Annotated in this window: 20 protein-coding genes and 3 pseudogenes; 10 read left to right on the forward strand and 13 right to left on the reverse strand. The window is 54.4% G+C overall.

All coding sequences use genetic code 11. The features are described from left to right. Positions 1–239 precede the first annotated feature (239 nt). Both DQX05_RS13165 and DQX05_RS13170 read left to right on the forward strand, forming a co-directional pair. On the forward strand, positions 240–776 hold the full coding sequence (locus DQX05_RS13165; protein ID WP_119794074.1) for a superoxide dismutase family protein: 537 nt from the start codon (positions 240–242) through the stop codon (positions 774–776). Between the two features lie 150 nt (positions 777–926). Continuing rightward, positions 927–1,186, forward strand: a pseudogene (locus DQX05_RS13170) (class I SAM-dependent methyltransferase); the annotation flags it as partial. Here DQX05_RS13170 and DQX05_RS30720 read toward each other — a convergent pair. Next, positions 1,123–1,293 (reverse strand): hypothetical protein, encoded by a 171-nt coding sequence (locus DQX05_RS30720; protein ID WP_182914737.1) that lies wholly within the window; start codon positions 1,291–1,293, stop codon positions 1,123–1,125. The pseudogene DQX05_RS13170 and the gene DQX05_RS30720 overlap by 64 nt on opposite strands. Before the next feature lie 343 nt (positions 1,294–1,636). Here DQX05_RS30720 and DQX05_RS13175 point away from each other — a divergent pair, with 343 nt between their 5' ends. The 3 genes from DQX05_RS13175 to DQX05_RS13185 are packed head-to-tail and all read left to right on the forward strand — an operon-like array spanning position 1,637 to position 3,457. Then, positions 1,637–2,287, forward strand: coding sequence for a phosphatase PAP2 family protein (locus DQX05_RS13175; RefSeq protein WP_119794075.1), 651 nt, complete (start codon positions 1,637–1,639; stop codon positions 2,285–2,287). Then, positions 2,284–2,856 (forward strand): class I SAM-dependent methyltransferase, encoded by a 573-nt coding sequence (locus tag DQX05_RS13180; protein ID WP_119794076.1) that lies wholly within the window; start codon positions 2,284–2,286, stop codon positions 2,854–2,856. The genes DQX05_RS13175 and DQX05_RS13180 overlap by 4 nt, the downstream gene beginning before the upstream one ends. After that, complete coding sequence (locus DQX05_RS13185; RefSeq protein ID WP_119794077.1) at positions 2,846–3,457, forward strand: DedA family protein; 612 nt, start codon at positions 2,846–2,848, stop codon at positions 3,455–3,457. The genes DQX05_RS13180 and DQX05_RS13185 overlap by 11 nt, the downstream gene beginning before the upstream one ends. A 42-nt stretch (positions 3,458–3,499) precedes the next feature. On the opposite strand, the pseudogene DQX05_RS33140 reads toward DQX05_RS13185, so the two are convergent. Further along, positions 3,500–3,703, reverse strand: a pseudogene (locus DQX05_RS33140) (phosphotransferase); the annotation flags it as partial. Beyond that, entirely contained in the window at positions 3,640–3,954 is a 315-nt protein-coding gene (locus DQX05_RS13195) for a hypothetical protein (RefSeq protein WP_147385183.1), read from the reverse strand. The pseudogene DQX05_RS33140 and the gene DQX05_RS13195, both read right to left, overlap by 64 nt. A gap of 300 nt (positions 3,955–4,254) precedes the next feature. Between DQX05_RS13195 and DQX05_RS13200 the strand changes: the two genes are divergently transcribed. From DQX05_RS13200 to DQX05_RS13220, 5 genes are all read left to right on the forward strand, one after another. Beyond that, on the forward strand, positions 4,255–4,707 hold the full coding sequence (locus DQX05_RS13200; protein ID WP_119794079.1) for a DUF2243 domain-containing protein: 453 nt from the start codon (positions 4,255–4,257) through the stop codon (positions 4,705–4,707). Positions 4,708–4,722: 15 nt separating this feature from the next. Further along, a complete protein-coding gene (locus tag DQX05_RS13205; RefSeq protein WP_119794080.1) occupies positions 4,723–5,520 on the forward strand; it encodes a cytochrome c oxidase assembly protein in 798 nt (265 codons plus the stop codon). A 70-nt stretch (positions 5,521–5,590) separates the two neighbouring features. Continuing rightward, a complete protein-coding gene (locus tag DQX05_RS13210; RefSeq protein ID WP_182914731.1) occupies positions 5,591–8,713 on the forward strand; it encodes a DNA polymerase III subunit alpha in 3,123 nt (1,040 codons plus the stop codon). Between the two features lie 2 nt (positions 8,714–8,715). Next, positions 8,716–9,501, forward strand: a complete 786-nt coding sequence (locus DQX05_RS13215; RefSeq protein WP_119794082.1) for a DUF72 domain-containing protein — start codon at positions 8,716–8,718, stop codon at positions 9,499–9,501. After that, positions 9,498–10,085: a uracil-DNA glycosylase gene (locus DQX05_RS13220; RefSeq protein WP_119794083.1), complete on the forward strand. Its 588-nt coding sequence runs from the start codon at positions 9,498–9,500 to the stop codon at positions 10,083–10,085. The genes DQX05_RS13215 and DQX05_RS13220 overlap by 4 nt, the downstream gene beginning before the upstream one ends. Before the next feature lie 229 nt (positions 10,086–10,314). Here the strand turns inward: DQX05_RS13220 and DQX05_RS13225 are convergent, their stop codons facing one another. From DQX05_RS13225 to DQX05_RS13280, 10 genes and pseudogenes are all read right to left on the reverse strand, one after another. Then, positions 10,315–10,572: a hypothetical protein gene (locus DQX05_RS13225; RefSeq protein ID WP_119794084.1), complete on the reverse strand. Its 258-nt coding sequence runs from the start codon at positions 10,570–10,572 to the stop codon at positions 10,315–10,317. Further along, positions 10,565–11,218 (reverse strand): HD domain-containing protein, encoded by a 654-nt coding sequence (locus tag DQX05_RS13230; RefSeq protein ID WP_119794085.1) that lies wholly within the window; start codon positions 11,216–11,218, stop codon positions 10,565–10,567. Before DQX05_RS13230 ends, DQX05_RS13225 begins: the two co-directional genes overlap by 8 nt. 53 nt (positions 11,219–11,271) lie before the next feature. Next, positions 11,272–12,291, reverse strand: coding sequence for a Gfo/Idh/MocA family protein (locus DQX05_RS13235; RefSeq protein WP_119794086.1), 1,020 nt, complete (start codon positions 12,289–12,291; stop codon positions 11,272–11,274). A 32-nt stretch (positions 12,292–12,323) separates the two neighbouring features. Further along, entirely contained in the window at positions 12,324–13,418 is a 1,095-nt protein-coding gene (locus DQX05_RS13240) for a serine hydrolase domain-containing protein (RefSeq protein ID WP_182914732.1), read from the reverse strand. A 152-nt stretch (positions 13,419–13,570) separates the two neighbouring features. Next, positions 13,571–14,056 carry a tetratricopeptide repeat protein gene (locus DQX05_RS13245; protein WP_119794088.1) on the reverse strand — a complete coding sequence of 162 codons (486 nt, stop codon included), beginning with the start codon at positions 14,054–14,056 and terminating at the stop codon, positions 13,571–13,573. A 652-nt stretch (positions 14,057–14,708) separates the two neighbouring features. Continuing rightward, complete coding sequence (locus DQX05_RS13260; protein WP_119794091.1) at positions 14,709–15,491, reverse strand: RNA-guided endonuclease TnpB family protein; 783 nt, start codon at positions 15,489–15,491, stop codon at positions 14,709–14,711. A 2-nt stretch (positions 15,492–15,493) separates the two neighbouring features. Continuing rightward, positions 15,494–15,666: pseudogene (locus DQX05_RS13265) on the reverse strand (IS200/IS605 family transposase); the annotation flags it as partial. Positions 15,667–16,139: 473 nt separating this feature from the next. Beyond that, positions 16,140–17,009, reverse strand: a complete 870-nt coding sequence (locus DQX05_RS13270; RefSeq protein WP_119794126.1) for a carbohydrate ABC transporter permease — start codon at positions 17,007–17,009, stop codon at positions 16,140–16,142. Positions 17,010–17,075: 66 nt separating this feature from the next. Continuing rightward, entirely contained in the window at positions 17,076–18,059 is a 984-nt protein-coding gene (locus DQX05_RS13275) for an ABC transporter permease (RefSeq protein WP_119794092.1), read from the reverse strand. A 66-nt stretch (positions 18,060–18,125) separates the two neighbouring features. After that, positions 18,126–19,721: an extracellular solute-binding protein gene (locus DQX05_RS13280; protein WP_119794093.1), complete on the reverse strand. Its 1,596-nt coding sequence runs from the start codon at positions 19,719–19,721 to the stop codon at positions 18,126–18,128. Positions 19,722–19,847: the final 126 nt, after the last annotated feature.

The following is a 19,847-nucleotide window of genomic DNA, read 5'->3' on the forward strand; positions in this document are numbered from 1 at the left end:
GCCTAAATAACTGCGTATAATGATTATTATACGCAGTTTTTGTTCAGAAGCGCAAACTTCAACAAGCAAAGACAAAGGATCACGAACTTTTCGGCTCTATTTTTCCTTTTTTTATGGTCATCCTATATTTCTTGCCGTAGCGTAATAAATGAACAAGCTGATGCGTTTGCGGTTGTTATCTTTTTCTAATTATTGTGACACACTACTATATAACGCCGGTTACTAACAAGGAGGTCACTATGAAAAAACTTGCGTTCGTATGTATGTTGGGAAGCGCGCTTATCATAAGCGCCTGGAGCTTCCAAGCGGCTGCCGCCGACGACAATTCGTCCGTCGCAGACGTAAAAATCATTAACACCAAAGGCGAGCAAATCGGAATGGCTAAGCTTATGCAAATCGGGGATAAGGTGCAGGTTACCATCAAGGCGCACAAGCTGCCGCCGGGTCTCCATGGCTTTCACTTCCATTCCGTAGGCCGATGCGATCCGCCGGATTTCAAGACCGCCGAGGCTCATTTCAATCCGCATGATAAGCAGCACGGCTTCGACAACCCGAAGGGCTTCCATGCCGGCGATCTGCCGAACCTCGACGTGGACGCAGACGGCAAGGTAGAAGTGACCATGTCGACCACGGCCGTTACGCTGGAGAAGGGCAAGCCCAATTCGCTTATCCGTCCTGGCGGCACAGCCTTAATCATCCATGCGCAACCGGATGACTATGTTACCGACCCGGCCGGCAACTCGGGCGATCGCATCGCCTGCGGAGCCATTAATTAGCGATTCCGCTATCCGTCACACCGTGAAGGCGCATCTTCAACGATGCGCCTTCTGTGCTGCTTGCCTTTCTGCTCTATTAGCCGCGATTGACGGATAGCAGAAGTCATAGTACGGTATGGTAGAATTACATAATCATGGGAGATAACTACGATGTCTTTTAGCTCCTATGGGGAATTATGCACCGAGGTCTATGATCTGAGGAAAGAGGTTAGGCAATCGATTGGCGGAGATATCTACTACCGGGAGCGGCTTGCGGCGTGCCTAGGACCGATTCTGGAAGCGATGGCCGGTTTGGGCCGCATCCTGATCGCGCTGTTGGAACCGGCTTGAATGTGGAGGGCGTCGATTACTCCCCGAAGATGCTGGCTTCATGCCGCCGCCGGTGCGAGGAGCGCGGTCTGCAATCGAACACGAATGCATCTCCGGGTTGGACAAGACCGGAATACACTTTCGTCCATTCTTTTTGCCGCGGCTGCACCTGGCGAACAGCATGCCGCAAGATTGCGAAGTACTTCATTGGCATCCCTGCTTCCTCTCTGTCTGTCGTATCCTTTTCCGGCAATCCGCCTTATCATCAGAAATAACACTTCTGCGAGCGCAAGCGGGACACTGCCGACACCACTGCCACATCTGCTGTCCGCTATGTCTTGCGCTGCCGTCCGGCGCAGCTTTCATCTTTAGAAATCATTCAGAATTTCTTCAGAGGGATCTTACTTTTGTCGGATACGATAAGAGCAACAGGAAGAGATGGCAGAGTACGGCCGGACTCGCTGCTCGTTCCTTCATCAGGAAAAGCTTGGATGATCTCCGCTTGTTCGGGGAACCATAGGATACATCATACAAATCAGGAAGGGATTGTTATGAGACAAAAGATAACTTGGACCCAATACAGGCCATTGCTCTGGATGCTGGCCATCCCCGTGTTGAACATATTCTACGGAATTCAGAACCGGCCCGGGCCGCGCACTTACTCGCTGTCTACCGGCTGGGATGAACGCATTCCTTTTGTCCCGGAATTCATCGTTCCTTACATCGTTTGGTATCCCTTTATCATACTAACGCTGTTTTTTCTGTTCCGCCGGCGGCCCTCCGTCTATTATCGAACGCTGCTGGCGCTCTGTCTTGGACTTGTCATTTGCTATATGACCTACTTTTTCTTTCAGACTACGGTTGCGCGTCCAGACATTGAAGGCTCGGGAATGTTCGATACGTTAGTAAGGATCATTTATTGGACGGATATGCCGTACAACTGTTTTCCAAGCATTCACGTCTTGACGAGCTGTCTCATGTACAGAAGTTCATTGGTGTTCCAGGCGAGGACACGCCATTTCATCCGCTTCACCGCCGCGGCCATAATATTGTCAACGCTTTTTGTGAAGCAGCATGTGATAGCCGATCTGTTCGCCGGCTGGTTCGTCGCCGTCTTCACGTACTGGATGGCCGGAGTCATCCTCGCCTCAGGGGCGAACTACCGGGAATTACTCAAGAAAAGGAGACAAGAGCAATCATGATACACGAAAAACAGTTATTTTTGCAAAAATTCATTCATCAGCCAAAACAAATCGGGAGCATTATTCCAAGCTCAACGCTGCTCGCCCGCACCATGACCGATGCCGTTCCATGGGAACAGGTGAGGTATGCGGCGGAGCTGGGCGCCGGCACGGGGGCTATTACGGATCGTATCCGGCAGGTTGCGGCTCCTTCTACGAAGGTGTTTTTATTCGAGCAGGATCAGATTATGCGCGAGTTTCTGGCCAGCAACTATCCCGCTTTTTTATGTTACCCGAGCGCGGAAGAGATGCTAACGGTTATCCGGAAGTATGGCGTCTCTCATCTGGACTGCATTTTGAGCGGCCTGCCCTTCTTCAATTTCCCGCAGACGGTGCGCGATCAGATCCTCGGCCAGATCGAGGCCTCGCTCACGCCTGGAGGGTGGTTCGTCGCCTTTCAATATTCGCTTCAGATGAAAAAGCAGCTGGCGGCGCGCTTCGAAATCGAAGATATGAAGTTCGTTCTGCTCAACCTGCCCCCTGCCTTCGTATACGTGTGCCGAACAAAGGGCAATCTCCATGAATGCTGATCTTCTGCTTCATTGGGTCGGGCAATTCGGATATGCCGCCTTATTCTTCGCGCTTTGGCTCGGCATTGTCGGGATGCCGGTTCCTGACGAAGTGATCGTCTTGACGGGCGGAGCCGTCTCGGGAATGAATATTTTGCTCCCGCTGCCCGCCTTTGTTCTGACCTATCTCGGCGTCGTGTCCGGCTTGTCGGTCGGGTTCATGATCGGGAGAGGCATCGGCGTCCCAATTCTGGATCGGCTCCGGCGCAGAAGCCGGATGGATCGCTATCTTGAGGTATCCGAAAGCTTGATTCGGAAATACGGCAGCCTCGCGATCTGCCTCAGTTATTTTCTTCCCGTCGTCCGGCATGTCATCCCGTACCTGGCCGGCGTGAACAAGATGACATTCAGGCGTTACGCCCTGTATGCCTATTCGGCCGGCTTCGTATGGACCTTGCTGTTCTTCAGCATGGGGCGGGCATTGGGGAGCCGGGTGGAAGCCGTCGGAGAACTGCTGTACCGGTACGGCCTCTATGCTGCGGCCTTGATCATCGTGGCAGGAGGTGTGTATTGGGTTGTGAAAAATGCCTGGAACAAGAGGTTGAATGAGCCAGGTGGTTGAATGGCTAATATGGCCCGCAGCCGTCGATACAAGCGCCGCGGCCGCATCAAAATGACGGTCGCCCAAGCGGACCTCGCCGAAATCGATGATATAGACCCGTCCCTTAAGCAGAAGCAGGTTCCATGCCCCAAGATCGCCATGGATATAACCGCTCACCTTCTCGGCATAGCCAAGGCACCGCTTCACTGGTTCCTCCAGCAGCCGAATACGGCGTCCCCGGCATGCGAAGCGGAAACCTCGTCCCACATGCGCTGCAAATCAAAGCGATCTCTCTGCCCGGTGAGCGTCCGAATATCTGTCATGGCACCCGTGAACAGCGATAAGGTCCTCCCGAGCTCGGCATCATTCCGGTGCTCGTCATCCAAGAGATTCTCATGCTCGGTGAACCGCTGCAGATTATAGCAGGCATCGCCCAACTGAACTATACGGGAGACCCTCCTTCGCGGTAAGCACTTCCGGAGCGATATCGAGCGGATAGAGCCGACGGGAAATTTCATACTCGGTTCGCCCTTGCTCCTCATCTCTTATCCGGCGTAGTATATACCGGCCCGTATCCGTCGTGACGAGCTTGGCATCCGAGGTCGTACCTTACGCCACTGGCTCGATCCGCGCCCAACGTCCTATGTCATAATGGTCGGAAAGACTCCTGATCCGGGAATCCATACTCATATGTAATGCACACCTCCTGATAGGGATTGCAGCCGCCTCGGTTATCCCGGCAGCAAAATGGAAATATTGAAGATAAGATCATGCATAATACAAAGGAGACAACATGAAAGCGGAACAAATCAGACCGGATTCATCCAAAGCCCTCTCCGCTTCGAGACGAAATTTTCTGGTCAGGCATCCTGTTCGGTCTCGGGTTGGTCGGTTTTTTGGATGAAACGGTCTTTCATCAATTATTGCATTGGCACCATTTCTATGACAAGTCCACGAGCGACATCGGCTTAGTCTCGGATGGCTTATTCCATGCCTTCAGTTGGTTCGCTACGATCGGAAGCTCGTTCATGCTGGCCGCTCTGCACCGGCAAAGAGCTTGGCAGGCAGGCCTGTGGTGGGGCGGCGTGCTGCTGGGCGGCGGCGCATTCCAACTTTACGACGGAATCATCCAACACAAGCTGATGCGCCTTCACCAGATTCGGTACGTGGATAATGTGTACATCTACGACTGGATCTGGAATCTTATTGCAGCAGCCATGATCATCTCCGGCGTTATTCTCCTCATTCGCGGACGTCGGACATCAGAGTAGGAAGGATGGACTCGATTGCATTCGCATTTTCGCATTGACAGCGGCTCGGCGGTTGAGCTGTGGGCGACCGGGTTGTGGGCACTCTTGGCGTTGCTGTACAGTACGGCTGCGGTCATATCCGGCGGCAAGCACAAGCCGTGGCCGCTGTATCGACATCTATGCTGGTACGCGGGACTCGCCTGCGCCGCTGCTTCGATCGCCGGACCGATCGCTGCTCGCGCCCATGACGATTTCACGGCGCATATGATCGGCCATCTGCTGCTGGGCATGCTGGCCCCGCTTCTGATCGCGCTGGCCTCCCCGATGAGGCTTCTCCTGAGAACGCTGCCTGTCGTCTATTCGCGCCGGATTGCCCGTATCCTGAAGAGCCGCCCCATACGACTGCTGCATGATCCGGTGATTGCCGCCGTGCTCAATGTGGGAGGATTATGGGCCCTTTATACGACGGACATCTACTTATTGATGCAGCATCATGTCAGCGTGCATGCACTCGTTCACCTGCATCTTTTTCTTGCCGGGTACCTGTTCACCGTATCCATCATCTATATCGATCCGATGCCTTACCGGACAAGCTTCATGTACCGGGCGGTCGTGCTGGTAACCGGGATGGGCGCGCATGCCGTCTTGTCCAAGCATCTTTATGCCCGTCCGCCTGCAGGCGTGCCCACGGCGCAAGCAGAGGCAGGCAGCATGCTGATGTACTACGGCGGCGATGCGATCGAGATTATGCTCGTCTCGCTGTTTTGCTGGCAATGGTTCAAGGCGTCCCGCCTCCGTATGCTGGTCCCCGAACAGATCTCTTATCGGAAATAACCTCCAATGGACAACAACCGTTCCTAATCGTATGATAGAAACAAATGTTCCCGTTCAAAGGAGTGCTGTCATGGAAAAGCTGGGGACAAGCTTCGTACATCTTCATGTTCATACGGAATATAGCTTGATGGAAGCAACCTGCCGCCTGGAAGATCTGCTGCAGCGGGCGGCAGCGTGGAGTATGGATGCGCTGGCCATCACCGATAAAGGCGTAATCAACGGGATGATTCCTTTTTGCCAGCTTGCCGAGGAATACGGCATTCATCCGATTATCGGCTGTGAAATGCAGGTCGGCGATACGGGAGACTCGCTCGTCTTGTTGGCCGCTACCAGCCGGGGCTACGAGCACATCGTCGAGCAATTGAACGGCGCTTCATTCCATCCCCCAGCCTGCCATGGCGATATTATTGCGCTGAGCGGCGGCAGAACCGGTAGCATCCATCGCCTGCTCGCGAGCGAACGGCCAGATGAAGCAGCCAAGCAAGCCCTTCAATATATACAGTGGTTCGGCAGCGAGAATTTCTTCCTGGAGGCACAGCATCACGGTCTGGCAGACGATGATGCAGCGCTCGCGCGAACCGTTCATCTAGCTCGGGAAATGAAGATTCCGTTGGCGGCTACCCATGACGTGCATTACCTCGATCCCGAAGACGCCCCTTTACTTCACCTGATCCGGCAGCGAAAAACAGAGCCGAATCCGGCTGGTCCCGATGCCACCGGACCGTTTAATCTCCCTTCCCCTCATGAAATGAAGGCGAAATTCAGCCATCTGCCGGACGCTGTGGCCAATACGGTTCGAATCGCGGAGCGGTGCCGGTTCCAGCCGGAGCGCGGGACGAACAGGCTGCCAGCCTTCCCCGTGTCCCAAATATGGAGCGCAGATCGCCCTTCATGCACACACCCCGATGCTGAGGGGAACTCCGCGAATCCGCCGCGAAGCTCAGATGAAGCGCTGCGCCAGTTATGCCTGGATGGGTTGCGGCAGCGGTTCGGCTCGCCTGGTCAGACGCTTGATCATGCGGTTGGTACTCATACTCTTGAGCTTGAGCGAATGGACCAAGAGCTGGAGACCATTACGGCGCGAGGGCTCGCCGACTATTTCCTGATTGTGTGGGATATTGTGCGGTATGCGCGGAGCCGGAACATTCCCGTAGGCCCGGGAAGAGGCTCGGCCGCCGGAAGTCTGGTGGCGTATCTTCTTGCAATCACCGAGGTGAATCCGATCCTGCACGGCCTGTCCTTTGAGCGTTTTTTGAGTCCGGATCGGGCCGACTTGCCGGATATCGATATCGACGTCTGTCAGAGACGGCGCCACGAGCTGCTGCAATATGTGAAGGACAAATACGGAGAGGAGCGGATTGCTCATCTTGGCGTATTGAACACGTTCGGCGCACGCGGAGCAGTGCGCCAAGCCGGGACCTATTTGGGCTTGCGCAAAAAACAAGTCGATGTGCTGGCCAAGCTGCTCCCCTCTTTTAGCGGAAGAGGCGGTATCCGCCACAGTCTGGACACCCTGCCGGAGCTGGCCAAGCTGCCAACCGGCAAAGAGCCGTTCAACTCGCTGTTCCAGCTTGCCGAACGGCTGGAAGGGCTGCCTCATCAGCACGCTGCTCATCCTTCAGGAATCATACTCGGGGATGAACAGTTGGCCCGGACCATTCCTCTGCAGCGGCGTCCGAATGGAGAACCGATGACTCCTTTTACGAAGGAAGATATCAAAGCAATGGGTTTATTGAAAATCGATCTCCTCGGATTGCGCAACCTGACGATCATTCATGATACACTCGCTTCGATACGCGAACGTACGGGCAAGCAGATCGATTTGAGCGTTATTCCTCTTGATGATCCGGATACGTTCCAGGCCGTCGGCAGCGGCAATACATTGGGCTGCTTTCAGCTTGAAAGTATGGGAATCCGCCGTTTACTGCGCCGAATGCAACCGCGTAGCATCGGACATTTAGCCGATCTGCTCGCTTTGTACCGGCCTGGAGCATGGAATGAAGGAATCGTGGACACGTATTTGCGCCGGCATCGGGGTGAAGAGGATTACAAGCTGCTGCTTCCTGTCTTGGAGCCCATTCTTGCGCCGACATATGGCCTGATCTTGTACCAGGAGCAAGTAATGGCTATTGCTCATTCGGTAACTGGCTGCTCCATGGGGGAAGCCGACTCGCTCCGGCGCGCCCTATCGGCGAAATCAGTCGAAGCGCTATCCCGTCATCAGGAGCGGTTCCTTCAGGGAGCCGCAGCACGAGGCGTGGCGGACAAGCAAGCACTGGCCGTCTTCGATTTTTTGGTCCGGTTTTCCGGGTACAGCTTCAATAAAGCCCATAGCGTGTCCTATGCTTATCTGGCCTATTGGACCGTTTATTTAAAAACGCATTTTCCGAAAGATTATATGGCCTCCTTGTTAAGCATGGAGGGCGGGTATTACGACAAAAAAGTATATTTGCGGGAGATCTCCAAACTCGGTCTTTCCCTGCTGGGACCCGATATTAACCGGAGCGGGCTCGGGTTCCATGCGGAAGAGGAAGGGATACGCTGCGGGCTGGATGCGGTTCACGGCTCGGGTCCGGAATCGGTGATCGCGCTGCTGCGTTCCCGCTACCGCAACGGGGAATTCCACACTTTTCCCGAATGGCTTGAGCGGATGCAAGCGGGCCGGATCAAGAGACCGGTGCTCGAAGCCTGGATCGCCGCGGGCGCCTGCGATCGTTTTGTCCTCCATCGCAAGGAGATGATCGCCTATGTGCACGAATTGACGCAGGGAGCAAGCATCGATGCTTCGGCCGCAGCGATTCCCGATTTTACCGAGACGGAAAAAAGAAAGATGGAAAAGGCATTGCTTGGCTTTGCTTTGCAGCCAACAGCCTCGAGGAAATGGAATGAGTTTGTGCAGCACTTCCGTATCGTTCCGATCCGGGCACTATCCGAATGCTGCGATAACGCTCGTGTCCGCATCTGCGGTACCGTCATTCACAGCCGGCGTTATCCGACCCATGCGGGAGAATACGTGCTCACGCTCGTCCTGCAGGATGATACGGATATGATCGAGGTCGTGCTATACCCGGCAACATACAAGACTTTCTTATACGAATTGAATCCGAAGGGCATATTACTGGAAGGCGATGTCCGGAAGCAGAACGGGCAGACGCGCGTCGTAGCGGACAAAATCAAGGCGCTTGGAGGATAACAATGCTACTCATCGGAACGGCTGGCTACAGCTATGAGGATTGGAACGGGGTCTATTACCCGGAAGGCTTGGACAAAAAAGAACGGCTTTCTTTTTACGCCCGGGAATTTCCGTTTACCGAGGTGAACTCATCGTTCTATGCGATGCCCAACCGGTTCATGCTCTATCATATGCGGGAGAAAACGCCTGAGAACTTCCAGTTCGTCATCAAAGCCTACCGCGGCATGACACACAAACGGGAAGATAACGAACAGCATTTTCACGATTTTAAGGAAGCGTTGAAGCCATTAATCGAGGTTGATAAGCTGGGATGCGTCCTCGCTCAGTTCCCTACCAGCTTCCGGAACCGGGATGAGAACCGGGATTATTTGAAGGAATTCAAGGAATTGATGGGCGACATTCCGGTCGTTATCGAATTTCGGCATGAAGAATGGATCGACGAACGGATCTTCGATCTGCTGGAGGAAGAGCAGTTGGGTTATGTGTGCGTGGACGAGCCGCAGTTCAAAACGCTTGTTCCGCCGATTATCCGAGCCACCGGCCCGATCGGGTATATCCGGTTCCACGGACGAAATTATAAAAAATGGTGGCATCACAAAGAGACGCATGAACGGTACGACTATTTGTACAGCGAGAACGAGCTTGAAGATTGGGTTCCGAATATTCGCAAGCTTGCCAAGCGGACGGAAAAGACATTCGTCAGTATGAACAATCATTACCGGGCACAGGCCGTCATCAACGGGCGGATGCTGCGCGAGATGCTGAAGGAGGAGGTTGTGCCTACATGATTGCCGGAACCGCCATACCGGAAGATTTGAACACAATCGGAAATCTGGACGCGTTGCATGCCGTCTGTGAGCGTGTGTTTGTGCCGGAGCCCGGAGAACGGCTTGTATTCGGCGAAGGACCGGAGCACGCCCGTCTCCTGTTGCTTGGGGAGGCCCCCGGGGCCAATGAAGCCGAGACCGGCAGGCCATTTGTCGGCAACTCGGGAAGACTGCTGAATAAATATTTGCAGAAGGCGGATATTCCCCGGGAGAACGTCTATGTGACGAACGTCATCAAAGTAAGGCCGCCCGGTAACCGGAAGCCCAAAACCTCGGAAGTTACCGAAGCGCTTCCGATTTTGCTGCGGGAAATCGATTTGATCGCTCCGGCCATCATCGTATGTCTCGGGAGCATAGCGGTACAGGCGCTTATCGATCGCAAAGCGAAAATTACGGAAATACGCGGAACGTGGGTGGAGAAGGACGGAATCCGGATCATGCCAACCTATCATCCGTCCGCCGTATTTCGTGACGAACAGAAAAGGGAACTTCTAAAGCAGGATATCTTCTCCGCCGCAGAGGCCTTGAAAAAGCTGGAGCCATAACTGTCAGCAGCCGGTTATGGCTCCTTACGCTCTGCTTGCAATCTATAGACAGACGCTGCTTTTCGCTAGGATTTCTGTTTCTCGCAAGGCTGGCTGTTTCACTTCTATGCCTTCGACATAACGTCTCATAGCGGAGATCGCCGATATAGATATCGAGCTTCCTCATTCCGGAAGCGGTCAGCTTGAGACCGGAAGGCAGCGCCACATTGGCTCCGAGGTTCGGAGTGGGTCAAGGCATCTGCTCCTTCAGCAATATTCTCGATTCTCCGGTCTTTTGGGGAACATCTACATAGAGAGGGGCGTCCGGCATCCCGATTTTGCCCTCTACGCCGCGGAAGGTAAACGCCCGTTCCCTGCCTCGATCGTCCGTAAATTTCACATCGAACACCGGGCTCACCTCCCATCGTTCCGATTCGGTTGAGGCGCAGCCGGCAATCAATGCGATCAGGAATAAGAGCAGAATGCCCGTTTTCCCTTCATCAACCATCCTCCGCTTCCCATTCTTTATGGAATTGCTCCAAATAATCGACCATCACGCGATGCCGTTCCTTGGCCAGGGCTTTGCCACCGTCCGTATTCATGAGGTCTTTCAATCTTAGCAGCTTCTCATCGAAATGATTGATGGCGGTGCCTGTGTGGCTCCGGTACTCCTCTTCCGACCGGAATGACGCCGGAGGCTCCTCCGGCTCATGCATCCGATGGCCGGCCCAGCCGGCATAGGCGAACGCGCGCGCAATTCCGATCGCGCCCATCGCATCGAGCCGATCGGCGTCCTGCACGACTTGTCCCTCCAACGTCTTCATCGGCGAATGATGCCCGCCGCTGTAAGACAGGTTCGCCACGATATCCATGACATGGGATACCGCAGCCGCGTCGGCGCCGTTCGCCACAAGCCATTCCTTCACCTTGGCGCAGCCGGCCTCCTTCGTCGGATTGAACTTGGCGTCTGCCACATCATGCAGCAAGGCGGCCAGTTCGCATACCCCGGCATCCGCCCCTTCTTCCTTCGCGATCCGGACCGCCAATCGCCGGACACGATGAATATGCCACCAATCGTGGCCGCTACTGTCGGACTCCACCTGCTCGCGCACATACACTTCAGCGCGCGCGATCAGCTCCTGACACGCATCCAATCGCTATCCCTCCCCTGCATAATGGACCGGCGTCTCTACACACCGGCAGCGGCTTAGCTATACTGCGGCCGAATATCCACCCACTCGGCAGAGGCCGGATGACGAAGCGCTTCCAGTACGACCTGTGCATCATATCCATCCTGGAATGTAAAATAACGGGCCGGCTTGCCTTGAATCGAATGGAGCACCTGTCTTAACACCGGCAGCGCATCAGTCGATTCTTCTACTTGCACTGGTTCTAGCGGTTGACCAACCGCTCCCGTAAACAGCTGATCCCAGTTCTCCAGCGCGATCGTTCCCTCTGTCCCGTACAGAATGAGAGAGACCCGTTCCTCCCCCGCGAATCCGGAAATTCCGTTCACATGAACCGGAACTCCGCTGTCCAGCCTCAAGCCGGCACGGATTCCCGTCTCGCAGCGCCCGTTCTCGGACGGCAGCTCCAGCTCGCTCTGCACATGCGTAATGCGGCCAAGCAGCTTCTGAATGACATGTATCCAGTGGACGCCGACCTCCAGCACGAAGCCGCCCTGCTGTCGTGACCCAATCCATGAATTGTGCTGCCATGACCGCGGCCACTGCGGGAACTGCAGAATTAGATCGAGCTTCCGAATCTCGCCGATCGCCTTCTCCTCCAGCATGCTCCGCACCCGCTCCACCGACGGTTCATGCGGCATCGAGAAGTGAATGGCGTGAACGACCTGCGCCTCGCGTGCTTGCTGCAGAAGCTCTCTCGCTTCCTCCATGCTGTTCGCCAACGGCTTCTCGCAGAAAATATGTATCTTCCTGCGGAGCGCTTCCATGGCGATCTCATAGTGGAACGCCGGAGGCACGGAGATATACGCCAGATCGACGTCCGTCTCCTCCAGCAGCGCCGCGTAGTCCGAGTACCATGCCGCATGCGGGAAGCTGTCTTGATACGTATGTTGGAAGTGCTCGCGAGCTTGCTCGTTCGCTTCGCAGATGGCCGCAATCTCTATCGCTTGCGCGAATTCCGGCTGAGCTGCCAAGCGCAGCATATATTGTCCCATATGGCCCAGTCCGATGACCGCCAGTCTGATTTTCTTGCTGTTCATTGTTCTCTCTACCTATTGCATTGTGCAATTATCTATAGTCCCGGCCAGCCATAGGGCTTCCCGATATAGCGAATCAAATCGCCTGTCAACGCCTCGTCCTGCAGCTTGCCCGGATCGGAATTCGTCATGACGACGATGCCGCTTCGCAAGCGAGGATACGCCAGCAGCTTGCACTGGAAGCCGACTCCCCAGCCTTGGGAGAAGGCACGCGGCTCTCCTGAGGCGGACAGAACGAATACCCCCAGTCCTACCTCATCTGCGCAGCCGCTGCCCGCCAGCATCTGCCGGGCCAGCTCCGGCTGCAGAATCGAGGCCGTGTCCCCGTTCCAGGCTGCCATCAATTCCAGTGCGAGCAGGGCGAGCTCCGTCGGCGTCGACCACAGGCCGGCTGCGGCCAGACACGGGTAATACGCCCGTGATCCCTCCACGACATGACCCGCTGGATCATGTCCGGCCGAGGCGCTTGCTTTTGCCTTGATTTCTTCCGCGCGTCCAATTTTCGAATCATAATAATTCCAGTAAAACGTCCGCTTCAAGCCCAGCGGCGTCATGACGAGCCGCTCCATCGCAACGGCGAACGGCTCTCCTGTCACATCCTCGATCAGCTGTTCAAGAACGCAGTAACCGGCATCCGAATAAGCGAATCGGCTCCCCGGCACATTTTGGATATGTACGGGTTCAGTATGATACGGAGTAGCGCCCGCCAATATCTCCTTCACGGCAGGCAGCGGATCGGACGCCCGGTAGATGCCGAAGCTCCCCGGCGGGTCCACAATCCCGGACTGATGCGCGAGCAGATGACGCAGCGTAACCTTCACATCCGCCGTATACGGACTGTCCGGAAGCCGCCATGTCCGCAAATAACGGTTCACCTCCGCGTCCAGTTCCAACACACCTGCCTGCACTAGGCGGAGCACGCCAACCGCCGTAACCATTTTGCTTATCGAACAGGCATGGAACAAGCTATTCGCGGTTACCTTGCGCGCCGAGCCGGCTTCCAGTTCCCCATAGCCGCCGCTCCATTCCAACCGCCCATTACAGATCAGGGCGATGCCCACGCCCGGCACCTGGTGCTGCCTCCTCAGTGCCTCAATCCCATTGTCGTCCCTATCGATGATGTGCTTCATGAACTCAGCTCCCATTCATCTCGGAATGCAATGCATCGCGCTCCTGACGAAATGCCTCCGCCCGTGCCTTCCGCAGGCATGCGCTATTCCCTCGGCCGGCAAGCGTTCCGCCATGGCGCGTACTGACTTCAATGTGACGATATCTAGCCGCCTTAGTCCCACACCTGGTCCAGCTTGTCGGCATAGAAGCCAATCGCCCGGCTGTAGGCGCGAATGCCTTCGTCTTCTGAAGTGTTCGCCAGCTCAGTCAACAGCAGCCGCATCGCCTCCGCGTGCTCGCCCAGATTATGCAGCGCCATCGCGTAAAACACGCCAAATTCCTTGCGATCAGGATATTCGCGCATGCCCTGTCCAAGCGTCTCCTTCGCCTCGGCGTACCGCCCGAGCGTCCGGTAGGTGCTGCCCAGGCCAAGCAGGGCTTCGGCGCGGTGCTCATCGTTGAGCGGACAGCGCAGCGCCTGTTCGTAATACGGTACTGCCTCCCGTTCCCGGCCGAGATGATCATGCTCCCAAGCGAGTTGGCATAGAATCTCCCCATTATCCGGTTCATGCTCCAGCAATTCGGCCAGCAGCGAAATCGCTTCCTCCGCCCGTCCGGCCGCTCTCAGATCGATGGCACGCTGCAGCGCATCATTCATCGGTCGTTCATCCTTTCATCCTATATCGCACGACTTGGAGCGCTCATCCATTATACCACCTTTCCACCCGAGTCAGGCTGTTCTTCTGCCCTTTGCTTCACTCTCCCTTTCAATCAGAAAGGACTTGTCCTTCATGAAATAGAACCTCGTCAATTTTGCTTGCGATCGCCCCGGCACCCTTCCCGTTATTCGACAACACATGCGCCTGTGTATTCCGTTTAGGATAGAGGGAGGATTCCATTTTAATCCCTGGATCGCTTCCCATCACATAATATTTGAATATCTCGTTATACAAGATTAATATCCATACATCAAACCCGTAATATATGTAGTTATTTTTTTCTGATGAGGACACAGCATCATGTCTGTCAACCTTTTCGATAATAGCAAATGACTCATTAACGCACTCCAGAATTTCTCCAAATCATAAACCGTCGTAACTACACCTCCATCCGGTCCTCCGATCACAGGCACCGAGTAAATATTGGAACGCCAGGTATCCCCGAACTGTGCGTTCACAAATGACGCACAGTAATACCTTTCGACGAGCAAGTTGACACTCCCCGTACCTAAGGCTGGGGATTCTTGGGTAGTCACTCCTAACGGAGTGAAATCCATCAAGCTATCCCTGTGTGTCCCACAGTTCAGTTGGCTATGCCAACAGTCGAAGTCCTTCTTGCTCAATATTGATTGCAGCGTTTTCGTCACGATCGTGCTTAGCACCACATTTCGGGCAATTCCATTCTCGCAAGTTGAGGTTTTTCACGTCTTTATTGCGGTATCCACAATTTGGAGTGGAGCAGAGTTGGCTTGAAGGGAATTGCTTCCCAACGATGGAGATGGTTCGACCGTACCATTCCGTCTTATACTCTAGCATCGTACGAAACATAGACCACGAAGCATCTGCAATGGATTTTGCTAACTTGTGGTTTTTGAGCATATTTTCCACTTGCAAGTCCTCCAAACAGATCACTTGGTTTTCGTTAATCAACTTGGTTGACAGCTTATGTAGGAAGTCATTGCGGGTATTTGCGATCTTCTCATGCAAGCAAGCCACTTTGAGGCGTGCTTTGTAACGGTTTTTACCGCCTTTTTGTCTGCGTGAGTGAATTCGTTGCCACTTCGCCAACTTGCTTTTGAATTTGGGATAGCCTTTTTTCTCTTTGAAAAACTTTTTGTACGAGGAATCCAAATCTTTCAAAGCGGATTGCAGGGCAGTCGAATCCACTTCTTGTAACCATTCAATCTCTTTTTTAAGTTGTGTGAGCATGGCAGAACATTCGTGGTAATTGAGCGTTTTCTTTTCCTGTTCGTAAGCATCTTTTCGTCTTGCGAGGAAGTGATTGAATACAAAGCGGGAACACCCAATCGTTTTGTTGATGAGAGCAGCTTGTTTTTTGTTCGGATACAAACGGAATTTGTAGGCTCTGTGCATGTTCAATCACTCCTTTCTTTTTGAGACGCAATGTACTTTTTAATCATATCCCGTTGAACCGTCCCGACTGTAGCAACAAAGTAGGAGTTTGTCCAAAGAGAAGGGAGTCTGCTTTTCAGGTATCCAAATTCCACCGCAACACTCTGGATGTATAGCCCTTCAAATGCTTCACGACTCAGTGAATATCCCCATAACTAAAGTAAGGGGTTGTACGACACGATAACCAACTCAAATTCCAATATCAACCACATCATGATTGATGAAGCATCGGTGCACGGTTTTGAGGCTTTTAAGGCGCGTGTCTAAGGAACTCGCTCGCCGGTTTTACCTGTCATGTTATTGGGCTGCCATCACGAGCCGGCATTTTTGACAACAATGGATCCTGACCCAAGGGGAGAATGGTACTAAGAGACTCTGCATATTCCTGCTCCTGTCCAAAAGGAAGAACGGTACTAAGAGATTCTTAATTGGGACAGTGCTGCGAAGTTAACTCAACGTCTACACTCTCCTGACCGGATGGGAAAATGCTTGTAAGGCGCCTTCCCCCTAGCCCCTATCCATCCTGCCGGGCATCGAAAAAAAGCCCGATGCACAGCATGCATCAGGCCGAGCCAAGTCAAGCCAGGTTCAAGCGACAGCAACTTCGCCTTATTCCTTAATGGCGCCGATCATGACGCCTTTGACGAAATATTTTTGCAGGAACGGGTACAGCAGCAAAATGGGGACGGTGGCGACGATGATGGTTGCGTACTTGATGGTCTCCCCTATCGGCATTTTGTCAGCCGTCCCCGCCGATGTCAGCATGCTGTCCGTGCTGTTCGTAATCAGAATCTCTCGCAGCACGAGCTGAAGCGGATACAATTCGCGATCGCGAAGGTAGATCATGGCGCCGAACCAGGAATTCCAGTGCCCCACGCCATAGAACAGGATCATGACGGCAATGACCGGCATCGAGAGCGGAAGGATGATGCGGATCATAACGGTAAAGTCGTTCGCGCCGTCCAGCTTGGCGGATTCCTCCAGGCTGTGCGGAATCGACTGGAACGCCGTCCTCATAATAATCAGGTTGAAGGCGCTGACGGCTCCCGGGATAATGAGTGCCCACAAGCTGTCCAGCATGCCGAGCCCCGTCACGAGCAGGTAGGTCGGAATGAGCCCGCCGGAGAAAAACATCGTGAATACGATGAAGAACATGATTGGGTTCTTCCACATGACATTTTGCCGGGACAGACCGTAGGCGCCAAGCGCCGTCATGAAGACATTAAGGATGGTGCCTACACTGACAATGAACAGCGTGTTCAGATATCCGCTCGTAATCATCGGGTTGTCGAACACGAGCCGGTACGCTTCCAGGTTCAGCCCGGAAGGATGCCATATCAAGCCGCGCTGCTGGACGACCCAGGCCGGCTCGCTGAGCGAAGCGAACAGGACGTAGATGAAGGGGTACAGCGTGACGAGACATAACAAAATAAGGATCAGAATGTTGAACACTTCAAAGATGCGTTCGCCGAGCGACATGTTGTTCACCGCATAACCTCCTTGTATCGGAATGAATCGGCGTCATCTGCGCCAGCCCGCTGGTCGTCACCACAGCTTCGAGTCGCTTGTCCGGCGGCTGACCGTGTTCGCGAGAATGAGCAGCGCGAAGTTGATGACGGAGTTGAACAGGCCGATCGCGGTACTGTAGCTGTAGTTCGCTTCGAGAAGCCCTTTGCGGTATACATAGGTGCCGATGACGTCGGCCGTCTCATAGGTGGACGAGTTGTACATCAGCAATATTTTGTCGGTGCTGACGGACATAATGCTCCCCATCTGCAGAATAAGCAGAATGACCACGACAGGCATGATGCCCGGAATTGTAATATGGATGACCTGGCGCCATTTGGAGGCGCTGTCCACCTTCGCCGCTTCATACAGGGACGGATCAATATTGGATATTGCCGCCAAATAAATAATCGTCCCCCAGCCGACGCCCTGCCAGATGCCAGAGCAAATATAGAGTGTCCGGAACCATCCCGGCTCCCGCAAATAGGCGACCGCCTCCACGCCGAACCAGCTCAGGATGTTGTTGATTAGACCGTCCCGGGCGAGAAAGTCGACCATCATCCCGACAATGACGACAATCGAGATGAAATGCGGAATGTACGTAATCGTCTGCACAGCCCGCTTGAACAAATGATGGCGAAGCTCGTTCAGCATGAGCGCGAGGATGATCGGCGCCGGGAATGAGAAGATCAGCTCGTACAGACTAAGCAGCAATGTATTGCGGACGATGCGCCAGAAGAAATGGCTGTTGAAAAATTCTTCAAAATATTTGAAGCCGACCCAAGGGCTGTCCAGGAAGCCCAGCGCCGGAGAGTAATCCTTGAATGCGATCTGAATGCCGTACATCGGCCCGTAATGGAAAATCGCGTAATAGGCGACGACAGGCAGCAGCATCAAGTAGACATATTTGTTCAGCTTGGCGTCGCGGATGACCCGCTGCAGGAAGCTCCGGTCCGCTCTTGCATCCGGACTCCGCTTCGCGCGGGAGCGAGGACGCGCCGCCGCTTGCTTGGGGGTGGGCATGCCGATTCCTCCTTCTCTGAACGGTTCGTGCCGTTCGATTATCCGTCCCGGCACGAACCAGTTGCTTTATCGCTTATTGAACCGATCCAGAGCGGCTTGCTGAATTTGGATCGCCTGCTCAATCCCCATCGATTGAATCGTCTCGACAAAAGCATCGAACCGATCCAGCGGCTCGGCGCCCATGACGAATTTATTGAACATTTCCGATTTGTACGTATCGATATCGGCCATGATGGAAGCGTAGGTGGAGCTCTCATCCGACGTCCGCGTTAATGGAGGCAGCAGCTTGCTCCGGTCCGCATCAAGCCAGTTCTTCATCGCCTGCTTCTGCTCCGGCAGCTCGATATACTGCTCGATATAGCGTTTGTCCTGCACGAACGGCCCGGACCAGTTCACCGGCATATATTTGGCCATCGCTTCCGCGACCGGCAAGCCTTCCGGATTTTTCATAATCTCGTCCGTATATTTCGGGTACCCGTTCTCCATCAGATAGCTCACGCCTTCGACGCCGAAGTTGAACAGGAGATGCCCTTCCTCGCTGTATTTATAATCCATCCATTTCACGATCTGCTCCGGATTCGGCGCAGTCGCCGAGACGGCGGCGCCAATGCCGGCGAACGGCGAATCGGCTTGGCCAAGCGCCTTCTTGCCCGGAATGGCAGTCGGATAAGGCGCGCCGACCAGATCGAACTCCGGGTGGGAGGCCTTCATCAGATTCGTATACCGACCGACGCCCGACCCATTATACGTAACGAGCGAGCCAAGCACATTGCTCGTCATCTTCGCATCCTGCAGCTTGCCGTCGGTCGTCGCGTAATCTTTGTCCAGCAGTCCTTCCTTGTACCAGCGGTTCAGCATCGTCAAGTAATCCTTATATTCGGGTTGGATCGGCCCGTACTTGATCTCATTGCCTTCCCGGTAGAATCCGTCGGTAATGCCAAACGCGCCCACGAACGCGACATTGATATCGCGCAGCAGGAACGGGATCTCATCCTTCTTGCCGTTGCCGTTCGGATCGCCGTCCCGGAAGGCGATGAGCATCTTCTCCCACTCCTCGATCGTCGTCGGCACCTGCAGGCCGAGCTTGTCGAGCCAATCCTTCCGGATCGTCGGCCCCATGAACGTCAGCAGCTCTTCATCCGGGCGCAGGAACGGGAAGACGTAAATGTTGCCTTCATCGGTCGTGACCAGCTTTTTCAGATCGGGCCGCGCATCCAGCACCGCCTTCAGATTCGGCGTATGCTGGTCGATCAGCTCATTCAAGCGGAGTATGCGCTTCTCCTTAATCGCCTGATCCGGCCCCTTCGCGACGCCGCCCCATGTGTACTCGATGACATCCGGCAGCTTGCCGGAAGCGAGCATCAGATTGAACTGATCGGCTTCCTGCCCGGCGGGCGGATGCTGGAACGTGACCTTCGTTCCGGTCCGCTTCTCCAGCTCCTGATACGCCTCCATATCGCTGAAGCTCTTCATTACGGTGCCGGCATTCCCGATCGGGGCCCAGTACGTTAAGGATGCGGGATACGGCACTTCACCCGCCGGCGCATCGGCCGCAGGCTCCGCCGCCTGCTCCGTCTTCCCGCTGCATGCAGCCAGCATCCCCGTCAGCATCACGAGAGACAGCAGCGTCAGCATCGTTCGTCGCCATAATAATTGTTGCATGACATGACCTCCCATCGAATGTGTTATTCCAATTTCGGTGATTGGCGAAAGCCTGCTTCCACTATAGCGATCCGTTCAGCGGTCGGTAAGTAAACGTTTTCAATATTAATTAGCGGATGGTACGAT

This window comes from Paenibacillus thiaminolyticus (assembly GCF_003591545.1).
GTDB classification, from domain to species: Bacteria; Bacillota; Bacilli; order Paenibacillales; family Paenibacillaceae; genus Paenibacillus_B; species Paenibacillus_B thiaminolyticus_A.